The sequence below is a fragment of the Streptomyces sp. NBC_00224 genome (genome assembly GCF_041435195.1).
GTDB lineage: Bacteria > Actinomycetota > Actinomycetes > Streptomycetales > Streptomycetaceae > Streptomyces.
In genome coordinates this window covers 1,802,475-1,816,013 of record NZ_CP108106.1, presented here as the reverse complement: position 1 = coordinate 1,816,013, position 13,539 = coordinate 1,802,475, and the positions used below count along the sequence as shown (strand labels likewise).

Annotated in this window: 15 protein-coding genes; 8 read left to right on the top strand and 7 right to left on the bottom strand. The window is 71.9% G+C overall.

What is annotated here, in order from left to right:
• Positions 1–58 precede the first annotated feature (58 nt).
• Both OG965_RS08070 and OG965_RS08065 read left to right on the top strand, forming a co-directional pair.
• Positions 59–973 carry a carbohydrate ABC transporter permease gene (locus OG965_RS08070; RefSeq protein WP_371650635.1) on the top strand — a complete coding sequence of 305 codons (915 nt, stop codon included), beginning with the start codon at positions 59–61 and terminating at the stop codon, positions 971–973.
• The gene (locus OG965_RS08065) at positions 970–1,893 is read left to right on the top strand and encodes a carbohydrate ABC transporter permease (protein WP_371650633.1); all 924 of its coding nucleotides are present in this window, start codon (positions 970–972) and stop codon (positions 1,891–1,893) included. The genes OG965_RS08070 and OG965_RS08065 overlap by 4 nt, the downstream gene beginning before the upstream one ends.
• A 30-nt stretch (positions 1,894–1,923) precedes the next feature.
• Here OG965_RS08065 and OG965_RS08060 read toward each other — a convergent pair whose 3' ends face one another.
• Positions 1,924–2,100 (bottom strand): hypothetical protein, encoded by a 177-nt coding sequence (locus tag OG965_RS08060; protein WP_371650631.1) that lies wholly within the window; start codon positions 2,098–2,100, stop codon positions 1,924–1,926.
• A 241-nt stretch (positions 2,101–2,341) separates the two neighbouring features.
• Here OG965_RS08060 and OG965_RS08055 point away from each other — a divergent pair, with 241 nt between their 5' ends.
• Complete coding sequence (locus tag OG965_RS08055) at positions 2,342–3,379, top strand: NUDIX domain-containing protein (protein ID WP_371656883.1); 1,038 nt, start codon at positions 2,342–2,344, stop codon at positions 3,377–3,379.
• A gap of 12 nt (positions 3,380–3,391) precedes the next feature.
• Here the strand turns inward: OG965_RS08055 and OG965_RS08050 are convergent, their stop codons facing one another.
• Positions 3,392–4,078, bottom strand: coding sequence for an MBL fold metallo-hydrolase (locus OG965_RS08050; RefSeq protein WP_371650629.1), 687 nt, complete (start codon positions 4,076–4,078; stop codon positions 3,392–3,394).
• A gap of 110 nt (positions 4,079–4,188) precedes the next feature.
• Positions 4,189–5,553 carry a dipeptidase gene (locus OG965_RS08045; protein ID WP_371650627.1) on the bottom strand — a complete coding sequence of 455 codons (1,365 nt, stop codon included), beginning with the start codon at positions 5,551–5,553 and terminating at the stop codon, positions 4,189–4,191.
• Between the two features lie 164 nt (positions 5,554–5,717).
• Between OG965_RS08045 and OG965_RS08040 the strand changes: the two genes are divergently transcribed.
• Positions 5,718–6,947, top strand: coding sequence for a geranylgeranyl reductase family protein (locus OG965_RS08040; RefSeq protein WP_371650625.1), 1,230 nt, complete (start codon positions 5,718–5,720; stop codon positions 6,945–6,947).
• A gap of 57 nt (positions 6,948–7,004) precedes the next feature.
• Here the strand turns inward: OG965_RS08040 and OG965_RS08035 are convergent, their stop codons facing one another.
• Positions 7,005–7,457 (bottom strand): nitroreductase family deazaflavin-dependent oxidoreductase, encoded by a 453-nt coding sequence (locus OG965_RS08035; protein ID WP_371650623.1) that lies wholly within the window; start codon positions 7,455–7,457, stop codon positions 7,005–7,007.
• A 170-nt stretch (positions 7,458–7,627) separates the two neighbouring features.
• Here OG965_RS08035 and OG965_RS08030 point away from each other — a divergent pair, with 170 nt between their 5' ends.
• Genes OG965_RS08030 through OG965_RS08020 form a run of 3 tightly spaced genes read left to right on the top strand, consistent with a single transcriptional unit; the run spans position 7,628 to position 10,337 of the window.
• Positions 7,628–8,329, top strand: coding sequence for a TetR/AcrR family transcriptional regulator (locus OG965_RS08030; RefSeq protein ID WP_371650622.1), 702 nt, complete (start codon positions 7,628–7,630; stop codon positions 8,327–8,329).
• 59 nt (positions 8,330–8,388) lie between these two features.
• Positions 8,389–9,675: a sensor histidine kinase gene (locus OG965_RS08025; RefSeq protein WP_371650620.1), complete on the top strand. Its 1,287-nt coding sequence runs from the start codon at positions 8,389–8,391 to the stop codon at positions 9,673–9,675.
• Positions 9,672–10,337: a response regulator gene (locus OG965_RS08020; protein ID WP_371650618.1), complete on the top strand. Its 666-nt coding sequence runs from the start codon at positions 9,672–9,674 to the stop codon at positions 10,335–10,337. Before OG965_RS08025 ends, OG965_RS08020 begins: the two co-directional genes overlap by 4 nt.
• On the opposite strand, the gene OG965_RS08015 is transcribed toward OG965_RS08020, so the two are convergent.
• Both OG965_RS08015 and OG965_RS08010 read right to left on the bottom strand, forming a co-directional pair.
• Positions 10,298–10,585: a DUF6332 family protein gene (locus OG965_RS08015; protein ID WP_371650616.1), complete on the bottom strand. Its 288-nt coding sequence runs from the start codon at positions 10,583–10,585 to the stop codon at positions 10,298–10,300. The genes OG965_RS08020 and OG965_RS08015 overlap by 40 nt on opposite strands.
• Positions 10,586–10,657: 72 nt before the next feature.
• Entirely contained in the window at positions 10,658–12,145 is a 1,488-nt protein-coding gene (locus tag OG965_RS08010; protein WP_371650614.1) for an MFS transporter, read from the bottom strand.
• A gap of 87 nt (positions 12,146–12,232) precedes the next feature.
• Here OG965_RS08010 and OG965_RS08005 point away from each other — a divergent pair, with 87 nt between their 5' ends.
• On the top strand, positions 12,233–12,634 hold the full coding sequence (locus tag OG965_RS08005) for a MarR family winged helix-turn-helix transcriptional regulator (protein ID WP_371650612.1): 402 nt from the start codon (positions 12,233–12,235) through the stop codon (positions 12,632–12,634).
• 71 nt (positions 12,635–12,705) lie between these two features.
• Here OG965_RS08005 and OG965_RS08000 read toward each other — a convergent pair whose 3' ends face one another.
• The gene (locus OG965_RS08000; RefSeq protein WP_371650610.1) at positions 12,706–13,449 is read right to left on the bottom strand and encodes a maleylpyruvate isomerase family mycothiol-dependent enzyme; all 744 of its coding nucleotides are present in this window, start codon (positions 13,447–13,449) and stop codon (positions 12,706–12,708) included.
• Between the last annotated feature and the right edge of the window lie 90 nt (positions 13,450–13,539).

Sequence of the window (13,539 nt, the reverse complement as noted above, 5' to 3'; positions counted from 1 at the left end):
TCTGATAGCTGGCAGGCGTCAATTGGCCAACCCCCGCACCGACTTGGAGTACTCAGCCGTGTCGCTCATCTCCGCACGGCGCGCCGGACGACGAGGACCGCGGCGGTTCACCGCCCGCGACCTCGTCGTCCTCGGCGTGCTGCTGGGCATACCCGTCCTGCTCGACCTCGCCATCGTGTGGGGCCCGACCCTCGCCTCCGTCGTCCTCTCCTTCACCAGCTGGGACGGGATCGGCGACATCAAGTGGGTCGGTACGGAGAACTACACCAACATCTTCACCAACTACCCGCCCTTCTGGCCGGCGGTCCGCCACAACCTGATGTGGCTGGCCTTCCTCGGCCTCGTCGCCGTCCCGTTCGGGCTGCTGCTCGCCGTGCTGATCGACCGGGGCGTCCGCTTCAGCCGCTTCTACCAGTCGACGCTCTACATGCCGGTCGTGCTGTCGCTCGCCGTCGTCGGCTTCATCGCCCAACTGGTCTTCTCCCGCGACCAGGGCGCCCTGAACGCGCTCGTCGGCGACAAGCAGAACCCCACCGACTGGCTGGGCGACCCGGACCTCAACATCTGGATGATCCTGCTGGCGGCGGCCTGGCGGCACACGGGTTACGTGATGATCCTCTACCTGGCCGGGCTGAAGGCCGTGGATCCCACGCTCAAGGAAGCGGCGGCGATCGACGGCGCGGGGGAGGCCCAGACGTTCTTCCGGGTCGTACTGCCGACCCTGCGCCCGGTCAATGTGATCGTGGGCGTGATCACCGTCATCGAGTCGCTGCGGGCCTTCGACATCGTGTACGCGGTCAACCACGGCCGCAACGGGCTCGAAGTGCTCTCCGTGCTCGTCACCGACAACATCATCGGCGAGGCCAGCCGCATCGGATTCGGCTCCGCCATCGCCGTCGTGCTGCTGACCGTCTCCCTCGGGTTCGTCGTGACGTACCTGGTCCAGGAGATCCGAGGGGAGAAGAGCCGATGACCGTGGACACCGCACCCGCCGCCCCCGCCACCGCCCCGCCCGCGCCACCCTTGGCCCGGCGCCGCCGCGTCCGCCCCGGCCGACTGGGCGTGCACGCCTTCCTGATGGCCGTCTCGCTGGCCTTCCTGGCGCCGCTCCTCCTCGCGGTCTACGCGTCGCTGCGCCCGTACGACGAGACGGCCGAGTACGGCTACTTCTCGCTCCCCAAGCACCTCTCCTTCGACTACTACAAACAGGCCTTCAGCGACTCCGGCATGACGAAGTACTTCGTCAACACGCTGATCATCGCGGTGCCGGGCGTGCTGGTGACGCTCTTCTTCGCGTCGTTCGTGGCCTTCGCGGTCTCCCGGCTGAAGCTGCGCGGCGGCATCCTGCTGCTGATGCTGTTCACGGCCGGGAACCTGCTGCCCCAACAGGTCATCGTCACCCCGCTGTACGTGCTGTTCAACCGCATCCCGCTGCCGTACTGGATGTCCGACTCGATGACGATGTTCGACTCGTACTGGGCCGTCATCGTTGTCCACATCGGCTTCCAGATCGGCTTCTGCGTCTTCGTCCTGGCCAATTTCATGCGCACCCTCCCGCAGGAGATCCTGGAGGCGGCGATCGTCGACGGCGCGGGCGTGTGGACCCAGTACTGGCGCATCACCCTGCCCCTGTGCCGCCCGGCCCTGGCGGCCCTGGCCACGCTCCAGTTCACCTGGATGTACAACGACTTCCTGTGGGCCCTGGTCTTCATGTCCGACGGCGACAAACTCCCGGTCACCTCGGCCCTGAACAACCTGCGCGGCCAGTTCTTCACGGACTACAACCTGCTGGCGGCGGGCTCGGTGATCGTGGCCCTGCCGACGGTGCTGGTGTTCCTGCTGCTCCAGAGGCACTTCATCGCGGGGCTGACGCTGGGGTCGAGCAAGGGGTAGCCCCGATCCCCCGGTACCCGGGGGCGGGGGTCAGCGCACCGCCCCCGGTGAGTACTGGCGCACGACCACCAGGAACGTGTCCGACTCCAGGTCCATCACGACCTCCGCCGGCACGCCCTCGTCGCGGCGGTCGCGCGCGAACTCCTCGGCGGGCCAGCTGCCGCGCGGGCCGCCCGCGGGAAAGCGCTCCAGCACAGTACGACGCATCCGTCGCACCCCCTTCACTCTCTTCCGGCACTCGCACAACGATGTTCCCATCAGATGCGTTACGGCCCCCCGTGGCCGGTGCTCATGGACTAGGACGCGTCGCGCGGCCGGAAAGGCTCACGCAACGTGCAACAGGGTCGCCACAGTTGTGTGCAAGATCAGGGCGCCCGGTTCCCGCCCGGGGTTTCCGTGGCACTCTGTTGCGGGCAATCCACTGGGGGCTATGGAAGAGGGGGAAACCGTGATCGTCTGGATCAACGGTGCGTTCAGCGCGGGCAAGACCAGCACCGCGCGCGAACTGGTCGACCTGATCCCGAACAGCACCTTGTACGACCCCGAGGTGATCGGCGGCGCGCTCCGGTACCTGCTGCCGCAGAAGCGGCTCGCCGAAGTCGGTGACTACCAGGACCTGCCCATCTGGCGGCGGCTCGTGGTGGACGGCGCGGCCGCGCTGCTCGCCGAGGTCGGCGGGGTGCTCGTGGTGCCCATGACGCTGTTGCGGCAGGAGTACCGCGACGAGATCTTCGGGGGCCTCGCCTCCCGCCGCATAGCGGTGCGGCATGTGCTCCTGACCCATGAGGAAACGATCCTGCGCGCCCGGATCGCCGCCCGTGTCGAGGTCCCCGACGACCCCGAGGCCAGCGAGCGCTGCCGCCAGTGGGCGTACGAGCACATCGAGCCCTACCGGGCGGCCCTCGGCTGGCTGGCCGGGGACGCCCACGCCGTCGACGACGGCGCCCTCACCCCGCGCGAGACCGCCGAGCGCATCGCCGAGGCCGTACGCACCGGGGCCGCTCCCGTCAGCGAGATCGTCCAGACCCCGGAGCCGACCGCCGAGACGCTCGCCGCCGGGGTGCTGCTCTTCGACGAGAGCGACCGGGTGCTGCTGGTGGATCCGACGTACAAGCCGGGCTGGGAGTTCCCCGGCGGCGTGGTGGAGCGCGGCGAGGCGCCCGCCCGGGCCGGCATGCGCGAGGTCGAGGAGGAGATCGGCATACGGCTCGACCGGGTGCCCCGGCTCCTGGTCGTCGACTGGGAGCCGCCCGCCCCGCCGGGCTACGGCGGGCTGCGGCTGCTCTTCGACGGCGGCCGGCTGGACAGCGCCGGGGCCGGGCAGGTCCTGCTGCCGGGCTCCGAACTGCGCGACTGGCGCTTCGTCGGCGAGGAGGAGGCGTCCCGCCTGCTGCCGCCCGCCCGTTACGAACGGCTGCGCTGGGCGCTGCGGGCCCGGGAGAAGTCGACGGTGCTCAACCTGGAGGCGGGGGTGCCGGTGGGCTGAGGCCGGCGCCCGTCAGTCCTGTTCCGCCGTCTCCCGCAGCACCTTCGCCGCGTCCCGCGTCAGCGGGTCCCCGTGCCCGAAGCACGCCACCGAAGGGGCGAGCGCGGCGAGACGGCGGAAGGAGGCCTGCGCGCGGGCGCGGTCCACGTTGAAGACGCCCAGCATCACCTGGCCGACCCCGGCCACGCAGTCGCCGGTGAAGAGCACGCCGTGGCGCGGCAGATGGATGCCGATCGAGCCGTCGGTGTGGCCGGGGGAGTGGACCACCACCGCGCCGCCGCCGAAGTCGAGCACCTCGCCGTCCTCGACCTCGCGGTCGACCCGCGTCGGGGGTGCCTCCGGCACCGTCAACGCGTGCTCGTACAGCGGAAGTTCCCACTCCAGCAGCACCGGCTCCGGCACCGGCCGCTCGCCCCGGACCACCGGCGCGTCGAGCCGGTGGGCGACCACCTCCGCCCCGTACCGCCCGGCCAGCTCCTCGGCCGCGCCGTAGTGGTCGCGGTGGCCGTGGGTGATCACGATGCGGCGAATGGCGGCCGGGTCGAGGCCGAGGCCGCGTATCGCCTTCTCCATGGGTGCGGCGGCGTCGACGTCGCCCGCGTCCACCAGCGTCAACTCGTCCCCGTCGCGCCACAGATACGCCTGGCCGATCGGGAAGCGGAACATGTGCAGTTCGGGAGTGACCCGTACGAGATCCATGCGGCGAACGTACGGCGGCGGTGGCGTCCGCCGCACGGATCTACGCTCTGCGCGATTCCGCCCAGAGCTTGACGGGTTCCGTCACGCCCACGAGGAGGAGTGACGTTTCGTCAGGCCTGCTTGGAGCGCGCGTAGTTGACCAGGAAGTGCGCCTCCGCGACCGAGAGCCGCTCCAGCTCCTGCGGCGACACGCTCTCGTTCACCGCGTGGATCTGCGCCTCCGGCTCGCTCAGCCCGATCAGCAGGATCTCGGCCTGCGGGTAGAGCGCGGCCAGGGTGTTGCAGAGCGGGATGGAGCCGCCCATGCCGGAGGACTGCATCTCCTCGCCCGGGTACGCGATCCGCATCGCCTCGGCCATCGAGGTGTACGCCGGGCTGGTGATGTCCGCGCGGAACGGCTGGCCCTGGCCGACCTGCTCGAAGGAGACCCGCGCGTTCCACGGGGTGTGCTTCTCGATGTGGGCGAACAGCAGCTTGGTCGCCTCGGCCGCGTCCTGGCCGGGCGGCACCCGCAGGCTGATCTGCGCCCGCGCGCTCGCCGGGATGGACGGGGTCGCGCCCGCCACCGGGTGGCAGTCGATCCCGATCACGGTGACGGCCGGACGCGCCCAGATGCGGTCGGCCACCGTGCCCGTGCCGGGCAGCTCCACCCCGTCCAGGACCCTGGCGTCCTTGCGGAACTCGCCCTCCGGGTACTGCAGCCCCTCCCACGAGGCCTCGGCGGGCAGACCCTCGACGGCCGTCTGCCCGTTCTCGTCCCGCAGCGAGTCCAGTACGCGGATGAGCGCGGCCAGCGCGTCGGGCGCCGCGCCGCCGAACTGGCCCGAGTGCAGGTTGCCTTCGAGCGTGTCGATCCGCACCCGGATCATCGTCATCCCGCGCAGGGTCGCGGTGACCGTCGGCAGACCGACCCGGAAGTTGCCGGTGTCGCCGATGACGATCGCGTCGGCCGTCAGCAGCTCGGGGTGCGCCTCGGCGTACCGCTCCAGACCGCCGGTGCCCTGCTCCTCGGAGCCCTCGACGATCACCTTCACGGAGACCGGGACGCCACCGTTCGCCTTCAGGGCGCGCAGCGCCAGCAGGTGCATGATGAAGCCGCCCTTGCAGTCGGCGGCCCCGCGCCCGTACCAGCGGCCGTCGCGCTCGGTCAGCTCGAACGGCGGGCTCAGCCACGCGGACTCGTCCAGCATCGGCTGGACGTCGTAGTGCGCGTACAGCAGCACGGTGGGGGCGTCCGCCGGGCCGGGCAGGAAGCCGTAGACCGACTGGGAGCCGTCGGGGGTGTCGAGGAGGGCCACGTCCTGGAAGCCCTCGTCGCGCAGCGCCCCGGCCACCCACGCCGCGGCGGCCTCGCATTCGCTCCTCGGTGCCACCGCCTCGTCCGCCACCGAATGGAACGCCACCAGTTCCGTGAGCTCCGCCTGCGCGCGGGGCATCAGTGAGGTGATGGTCTCGGCGATCGGATTCGCGGTCATGGGCACGCTCCTCGTGGGTGCGACGTTGATGTACGTGTACGCAAGTGCACGTAAATGTATGACGAAGGTAGGGCCGATCCTCCCACAGGGTGGGCGGGCCCTACCGCGCCGTAGGATGCCGTCGTCAGCTTGACCACGGGTCGGATCAGGAGCAGAAGCACATCGTGAGCAGCGAGAACGCAGATGCCGGGACGCAGCAGGACGAGCCGCAGGCCTCGTCCGTGTGGGATGTCGTCGTGGTCGGCGCCGGACCCGCGGGGGCCTCGGCGGCCTACGCGGCGGCGGTCGCGGGCCGGCGGGTGCTCCTCCTGGAGAAGGCCGAGCTGCCCCGCTACAAGACATGCGGCGGCGGCATCATCGGACCGTCGAGGGACGCCCTGCCGCCCGGGTTCGAACTGCCCCTGAAGGAGCGGGTGCACGCGGTCACCTTCTCCCTCAACGGCAAGCTGACGCGCACCCGCCGCTCCCGGCAGATGCTCTTCGGTCTGATCAACCGGCCGGAGTTCGACGCCGGTCTGGTCGAGGTGGCCCAGAAGGCGGGCGCCGAGCTGCGCACCGGAGTGACCGTCCAACGCGTCGAGCAGCACGGCTCGGCGGTGCCCGACCGGCGTACGGTGGCGGTCGTCCTGGCCGGCGGCGAGACCGTCCTCGCGCGCGCGGTCGTCGGCGCCGACGGCAGCGCGAGCCGGATAGGAGCCCATGTCGGCGTCAAGCTCGCCCAGGTGGACCTCGGCCTGGAGGCGGAGATCCCGGTGCCCGCGACGGTGGCCGAGGACTGGGCGGGCCGGGTGCTCATCGACTGGGGGCCGATCCCCGGGAGTTACGGCTGGGTCTTCCCCAAGGGCGACACGCTCACGGTCGGGGTGATCTCGGCGCGTGGCGAGGGCGCCGGGACCAAGCGGTACCTGGAGGACTTCATCGCCCGGCTCGGCCTGGCCGGCTTCGAGCCCGCGATCTCGTCGGGGCATCTGACCCGGTGCCGCAGCGACGACTCGCCGCTGTCGCGCGGCCGGGTCCTGGTGTGCGGGGACGCGGCGGGTCTCCTTGAGCCGTGGACCCGGGAGGGCATCTCGTTCGCGCTGCGCTCGGGACGCCTCGCGGGCGAGTGGGCGGTGCGGATCGCGGAGTCCCAGGACGCGGTGGACGCCCGCCGCCAGGCGCTGAACTACGCCTTCGCCATCAAGGCGGGCCTCGGCGTCGAGATGGGCGTGGGCCGCCGGATGATGGAGCTGTTCGAGAAGCGCCCGACGATGCTGCACGCCGCGATCACCGGCTTCCGCCCGGCCTGGAAGGCCTTCGCGGACATCACCCGTGGCACGACGACCCTGGCCGGCATGGTGCGTACGCACCCGATGGTGCGGCGCGTCCTGGACATGGTGGACCGCCGCTCCTAGGCGGCGATGCGGGTCCGTGCCGGGTGGCCGGGTCCGCGCCCGATGGCCGGGCCCCGCTCAGGCGTCGACGGTTATGCGGAACACCGGGTGGTCGGGCGCGGCGGCGAGCAGTTCGTCGTCGCTCGACTTCGCGGTGACGCCGTTGAAGTACTGGTTCACCTCCCACCCCCAGCGCTCCAGGTAGGCGCGCAGGAGGGCGGTCTTCTCGCTGTCCGGGACCTCCACGGCGGTGAAGGCGCGGACCTTGCGGCCGACCCGCAGCTCGCCGCCGCCCGCGGCCCGCATGTTGCGCACCCACTGCGAGTGCCCGCGGGCCGAGACGAGGTACTGCGCGCCCTCGTACGTGTGCGGGTTGACCGGCACGCGCTGCATCTGGCCGCTCTTGCGGCCGCGCACCGACATCTCGGCGGTGCCGGCCAGGCTGAGGCCGTGGCGGGCGAGCCAGCCGATGGCGCTGTTCATCTTGATGGTGAAGCGGCTGCCCTTGAGGTAGTACGGCTGCGACGACATCGGGGACTCCCTGCTGCGACTTCGAGAGCACTGCTCTCGCTTGAGAGCAGTGTGCACGGAACCGGTGCTCCAAAGCAAGAGCAGTGCTCTCGAATTTCTTGAGGAGCTCGCTGGCCGGATCAGTGCTCTCATTTCGGGGCGCTGCTCTCGGTGATGGCAGAATGGCTTCCATGAGCACCGTCCAGGGCGCCCGAGCCCGCGCGCGTACCGAAATCACCGCGGCCATCAAGGACGAGGCGAGAAGACAGCTCGCCGCCGAAGGCGCCTCGAAGCTGTCGCTGCGCGCCGTCGCCCGCGAGCTCGGCATGGTCTCCTCCGCCCTCTACCGCTACTTCCCGAGCCGCGACGACCTGCTCACCGCGCTGATCGTGGACGCCTACGACGCCGTGGGCGAGGCCGCCGAGCGGGCGCTCGCGCAGGCCGCGCCCGCCGACGCGCCCGCCGAGCGCTGGGTCGCCGTCTGCCGGGCCGTGCGGGCCTGGGCGCTGGCTCACCCGCACGAGTACGCGTTGATCTACGGCTCGCCCGTGCCCGGCTACACCGCGCCCCAGGCCACCGTCGGCCCCGCCTCGCGCGTCGGGCTCGTGCTCATCGGGATCGTGCGCGACGCGCACCAGGCCCGGGGCATCGCCGTTCCCCGGCTCACCCCGGAGCTGCGCGCGGAGGCCGAGCGGATGGCCGCCGACTTCGCGCCCGGGCTGCCGCCGGCGGCCGGCCCGGCGCTGGTCGCCGCGTGGGCGCAGCTCTTCGGGCTGATCTCGTTCGAGCTGTTCGGCCAGTTCCACCGCGTCGTCGAGGAGCGGGACGCCTTCTTCGCGCACGCGGCCGCCGGGCTGGCCTCCTCGGTGGGGCTCGTACTCCCCGGGGAGTAGCCGTGATCACCACACCGGGCTGACGCCCGGGCGCCCCGCCCGGGGCTAGCGTGGCCGGTATGGAAGAGCAGCACTCAGCGCGCCCCGCCCGCTGCGACGATCCCCCCTGGGCGCGGCAGGGGCCGCCGCTCCCGCCCTGGGCGCGGACGTGGGTTCCGGGCGCGGGCGGTGGTGTGGACCCCCGGGGGCGTTCGCGGCTGCCGTGGCCGTCCACCCTGGTGCTGACAGCGGTGGTGCTGGGCGGTTCCACGTTCGCCGCGCACAACCAGACCGAGCGCGCCTCGCTCGACGTCTTCGCCCGGCTGCTGCTCCTCGCGAGCTGCGCGGTGCTGCTGCCGCGCCGCCGCCACCCCGTGCTCGCCGCGTTCGGCTCGGCGGGCGCCGCCATGGTCTACCTCGGCGCCGGATACCCGTACGGGCCGATCTTCCTCGCGGTGGCCGTCGGCTGCTTCGCGGCGATCGTCGCCGGACACCGCCGGGCCGCCTGGGCGGCGGTCGGCATGCTCTGGCTCGGCCATGTGCTGGTCGCCCACTGGCTCTACCGCTGGCTGCCCCCGAGCGGCGACCGGGCCGCGCCCTGGGGGCAGGAACTGGTCGTCGCCGCCTGGGTGCTGGCCGTCGTGGCGATCGCCGAGCTCACCCGTGTACGCCGGGAGCAGTGGGCCAGGGCGGGGGCCGAGCGGGCCGCCGCCGACCGGCGGCGCGCCGACGAGGAGCGGCTGCGGATCGCGCGCGAGCTGCACGACGTGCTGGCGCACAGCATCTCGGTGATCAACGTCCAGGCGGGCGTGGGCCTCGCACTGCTCGACTCCGACCCGGAACAGGCCCGTACCGCGCTGACCACTATCAAGTCGGCCAGCAAGGAGGCGCTGGGCGAGGTGCGCCAGGTGCTCGACACCCTGCGCACCCCGGGCGACGCACCCCGCTCGCCCGCGCCCGGTCTCGACCGGCTGCCCGAGCTCGTCGAACAGGCCGCGGCGGCCGGGCTCACCGTCGAGGCCGCGGCGACCGGCTCGCCCAGGGCGCTCCCGCCCGGGGCCGATCTCGCCGCCTTCCGCATCGTCCAGGAGGCGCTCACCAACGTGGTGCGCCACTCCGGCTCCCGTACCGCGCGCGTGGTGCTCGACTACGCGCCCGACGTGCTCGAACTGCGCGTGGACGACGACGGACCGGCCGGTCCCGGAGATGCGGGCGGCAGCGGGAACGGCCTGATCGGCATGCGGGAGCGGGCCGCCGCGCTCGGTGGCACCATCGAGGCGGGCCCGCGCCCCGACGGCGGCTTCCGGGTGGTCGCCCGGCTGCCGCTCACCCGCACCGCACCCGCCGCACCGAGGGAGACCCCGTGATCCGCGTACTGCTCGCCGACGACCAGTTGCTCGTACGGGCCGGTTTCCGGGCGCTGCTCGACGCCCAGCCGGACATCGAGGTCGCGGGCGAGGCCGCCGACGGCGAGGAGGCGGTGCGCCTGGTGCGCGAACTGCGGCCGGACGTCGTCCTGATGGACATCCGCATGCCCGTCCTCGACGGGCTCGCCGCCACCCGGCGGATCACCGGCGACGGGGAGCCGGCGGGCGTGAAGGTGGTGATGCTCACCACCTTCGAGCTCGACGAGTACGTCTTCGAGGCGATCCGCGCCGGCGCCTCCGGGTTCCTGGTCAAGGACACCGAGCCGGAGGAGCTGCTGCGGGCGGTACGGGCGGTGGTGGACGGGGACGCGCTGCTCTCGCCCGGGGTGACCCGGCGGCTGATCGCCGAGTTCGCCGCCCGCTCCAAGGAACCGGCCACGGCCGAGAGCCTGGGCGAACTGACCGAGCGGGAGCGGGAGGTGATGGCCCTGGTCGGGATCGGGCTCTCCAACGAGGAGATCGCGCGCCGCCTGGTCGTCAGCCCGCTCACCGCCAAGACCCATGTGAGCCGCACCATGGTCAAGCTCGGCGCCCGCGACCGGGCCCAACTGGTGGTGCTGGCCTATGAGTCGGGCCTGGTGCGGCCCGGCTGGCTCGGCTGACGGCGGCCGTCGTCGCCCGCGTACGAGAAGCGCCACAGGACGTGCACGGTCCTGCTGACGAAGGCGAGCACGGCGGCGGCCGACCCGGCCAGGAGCAGCAAACCCCGTGCGGGATGGCGCAGTTCGAAGAGGAAGACGGGACCGGCGACCGCTCCGAAGGCGAGCAGGGCGGCCAGCGACGCGGTCACCACGGCGTACATGATCTCGACGGTGAGGGCGTCGCGTTCGCCCTGGCTCCGGTTTCCCATGGGGCAGTCTCCACACAGATACGGCCGACGGGCAAGAAGCACCCGTCGGCCGCACCCTCCCCCGAGGAGGCGTCAGTCGCCGACGGCGACCTTCGCGGGCTCCTGGGTGGCGGCCGCGTCCTCGGCCGATCCCGCGACGACCAGCGTCTGCCGGTCGGTCTTGGTACGCAGCCCGGTCAGGGTGATGAGGAGACCGGCGAGCGCGATGCCGGTCACCACCATCAGACCCGGCCGGAAACTGTCGAGCAGGTCCTGCGGCGAGTCGCCCCGGTCGCCCGCGGTGATCACGGCTGTCACCACGGCCAGGAAGATCGCGCCGCCCACCTGGATCGAGGTGTTGAGCAGACCCGAGACCATGCCCTGCTCGCTGTCGTCCACACCGTTGGTGGCCTGGATGTTGAGCGAGGGGAAGACGAGCGCGCAGGCCGCGCCGAGCAGCAGCATCGACGGCAGGATGACCGCGGCGTACTGCGGGGTGAGGCTGATGCGCAGGAACAGGGCGTACGCCAGGACCAGGGCCGCGAAGCCGATGGCGAGGATGCGCGCGGTGCCGAAGCGGTCGACGACCGACCCGATCATCGTCGAGGAGAGGGCGACGAGCACACCGGCGGGCAGGAACGCCAGCGCGGTCTGGAGCGCGGTCCAGTCGAGCACCGACTGCATGTACTGCGTGACCATGAACTGGAAGCCGACGTACGAGCCGAAGAAGGCGGCGGCGCCCAGCTGGGTGCGGACCTGGGTGCCGGAGCGCAGCACGCCGAGCCGGACGAGCGGGCTCGCGGTGCGCTGCTCGATCCGTACGAACAGGGTGAGCAGGACGGCGACGGCGAGGAAGGACAGCAGCGTACGGGCGGAGGCCCAGCCGGCCTCGGGCGCCTGGACGACGGTGTAGACGAGCAGCAGCATCGAGCCGGTGCCGGTGATGGCGCCGGGCACGTCGTAGTGGCGCTTGCCCTCGGGGCGGTCGCTGTGCGGGATGAGCTTGAGGCCCGCGACCAGGGCGATCAGGGCGACCGGCGCCGGGAGCAGCATGGTCCAGCGCCAGCTCAGCTCGGTGAGCAGCCCGGACAGGACCAGGCCCATGGAGAAGCCGGTGGCGGCGCAGGTGGTGTAGATGGAGAGCGCGCGGTTGCGCTGCGGGCCCTCCTTGAAGGTCGTGGTGATGATCGAGAGACCGGCGGGCGCGGTGAACGCGGCGCTGAGGCCCTTGATGAAGCGGCTGGCGATCAGCAGCGGCCCGGAGTCGACGACCCCGCCGAGCAGTGAGGCCAGCGCGAAGACGCCGAGCGCGATGAGGAACACCTGACGGCGGCCCATCAGGTCGGCCGCGCGGCCGCCGAGGAGCAGCAGGCCGCCGTAGCCCAGGATGTAGCCGCTGACGATCCACTGGAGCGTCGAGGTGGTGAGGTCCAGATCGGTCGCGATCGAGGGCAGGGCGACGCCGACCATGGAGACGTCGAGAGCGTCGAGGAACATCGCGGCGCAGAGCACCAGCAGGGTGCCCCACAGCCGGGGGCTCCAACGCTCTTGGCTGGACGGGACGTTGAGCGGAGAGGTCATGCGGAGCAGACTACATGCACATGCATCGAGTGCAAGTGCATTTAATTACAGTGCAACAAAGAGCGACTTCTCTGCTAACGTGCGGCCATGGCGGCCAAGAAGTCCGAGCGCATGCTCGTGGACGAGTGGCGCGGCATCCTCGCGGTGCATGCGCGCACGACGTGCGAGCTCGATCGCGAGCTGCATCAGTACGGCATCGGAGCGAGCGACTTCGAGGTGCTCGACGTGCTCGTGGAGGGGCGTGCGGAGGACGGCGGTACGGCGTACCGCGTCCAGGAGCTCGCCTCACGCGTCCATCTGAGCCAGAGCGCCCTCTCCCGTCTGATCGGCAGGCTGGAGAAGGAGGACCTGGTCACCCGCGGGATGTGCAGCGAGGACCGGCGGGGCGTCCGGGTCATGATCACGGACAAGGGCCGGGCGCGCCACGCGGAGGTGCGACCGCTGCAACGCGCGGTGCTCTCCCGGATGCTGGCGGACCGGCCCTCGTAACGTCGGCGGTACGGCTAACGGCGGCGGGGTCGCGGCCGTGCGTGCCGTGACCCGTGCGGACCGTCCCTGGGCTACTTCCAGGTGATGGCCGAATTCGCCTGCCACAGTTCGGCGAGCGACGCGTCGCCCGCAAGAGCAACGGACGAGAGCGGCCGTCGGTTCCACAGCGTCAGATACAGCTCGTGCGCGGAGCCGCTCAGCTCGCAGTCGGCGGGGCCGTCGTCGTCCTGGACCGTGCGCGGCACCCCGTCCGACAGGTGCACGGTCCACACCGCGTCCGTGTCCGTCGTCCGTACGCGAAGGGTGCGCGGCGTCTGTGTCCGCACCCGGCTCTGCTCCCGGGCGTGGAAGGCGCGGAGCAGCTCGTCGATGCCGTCGACGGCGAACTCCGGCTCCGGCGCGGTGGCGTGGCCGCCCCGGGCCGACTCGGCGTCCACCCGGTGGACGGCCGTCTCGTGCGCCTGGCGGCGGGCCCAGAACGCCAGCGGGGAGGGCGCGGGCAGGAAGTGCCAGCACTCCAGGTCCTTCGGTGCGCCGGTCAGCGCGCCGACGAGCGCCCGGTGGCCCTCGCGGAACCAGTCGAGGAGTCCGTCGCCGTCCAGGTCGGGCTCCTCACCGCTGGGGTGGAAGGCGGTGTGGCCCTCGGTGATGTACGCGGTCGCCCAGCGGTGCACCGTCCCGGTGTGCCGCAGCAGATCCCGCACCTGCCAGCCGGGGCACGTCGGCACGGGGGCGTCGGGGCCCGCCGTGCCGGCGGCCTCGGCCAGCAACCGGCCCTCGCGGTCGAGGGCGTTGATGAGTTCAGCGGTGTCCATGTCGGGATTCTGCCAGCGGTGCGGGCGGGGTGGTGATGCTGTCCATGTGCGCCCGGTCACGCCCGCGGGCGGGCGCCGGCGTCCCTGGCC

Coding starts and splice junctions, on each gene's coding strand:
- OG965_RS08065 (WP_371650633.1), top strand. CDS start 970: ATGACCGTGGACACCGCACCCGCCGCCCCCGCCACCGCCCCGCCCGCG.
- OG965_RS08060 (WP_371650631.1), bottom strand. CDS start 2,100: ATGCGTCGTACTGTGCTGGAGCGCTTTCCCGCGGGCGGCCCGCGCGGC.
- OG965_RS08050 (WP_371650629.1), bottom strand. CDS start 4,078: ATGGATCTCGTACGGGTCACTCCCGAACTGCACATGTTCCGCTTCCCG.
- OG965_RS08045 (WP_371650627.1), bottom strand. CDS start 5,553: ATGACCGCGAATCCGATCGCCGAGACCATCACCTCACTGATGCCCCGC.
- OG965_RS08035 (WP_371650623.1), bottom strand. CDS start 7,457: ATGTCGTCGCAGCCGTACTACCTCAAGGGCAGCCGCTTCACCATCAAG.
- OG965_RS08030 (WP_371650622.1), top strand. CDS start 7,628: ATGAGCACCGTCCAGGGCGCCCGAGCCCGCGCGCGTACCGAAATCACC.
- OG965_RS08025 (WP_371650620.1), top strand. CDS start 8,389: ATGGAAGAGCAGCACTCAGCGCGCCCCGCCCGCTGCGACGATCCCCCC.
- OG965_RS08015 (WP_371650616.1), bottom strand. CDS start 10,585: ATGGGAAACCGGAGCCAGGGCGAACGCGACGCCCTCACCGTCGAGATC.
- OG965_RS08010 (WP_371650614.1), bottom strand. CDS start 12,145: ATGACCTCTCCGCTCAACGTCCCGTCCAGCCAAGAGCGTTGGAGCCCC.
- OG965_RS08005 (WP_371650612.1), top strand. CDS start 12,233: ATGGCGGCCAAGAAGTCCGAGCGCATGCTCGTGGACGAGTGGCGCGGC.
- OG965_RS08000 (WP_371650610.1), bottom strand. CDS start 13,449: ATGGACACCGCTGAACTCATCAACGCCCTCGACCGCGAGGGCCGGTTG.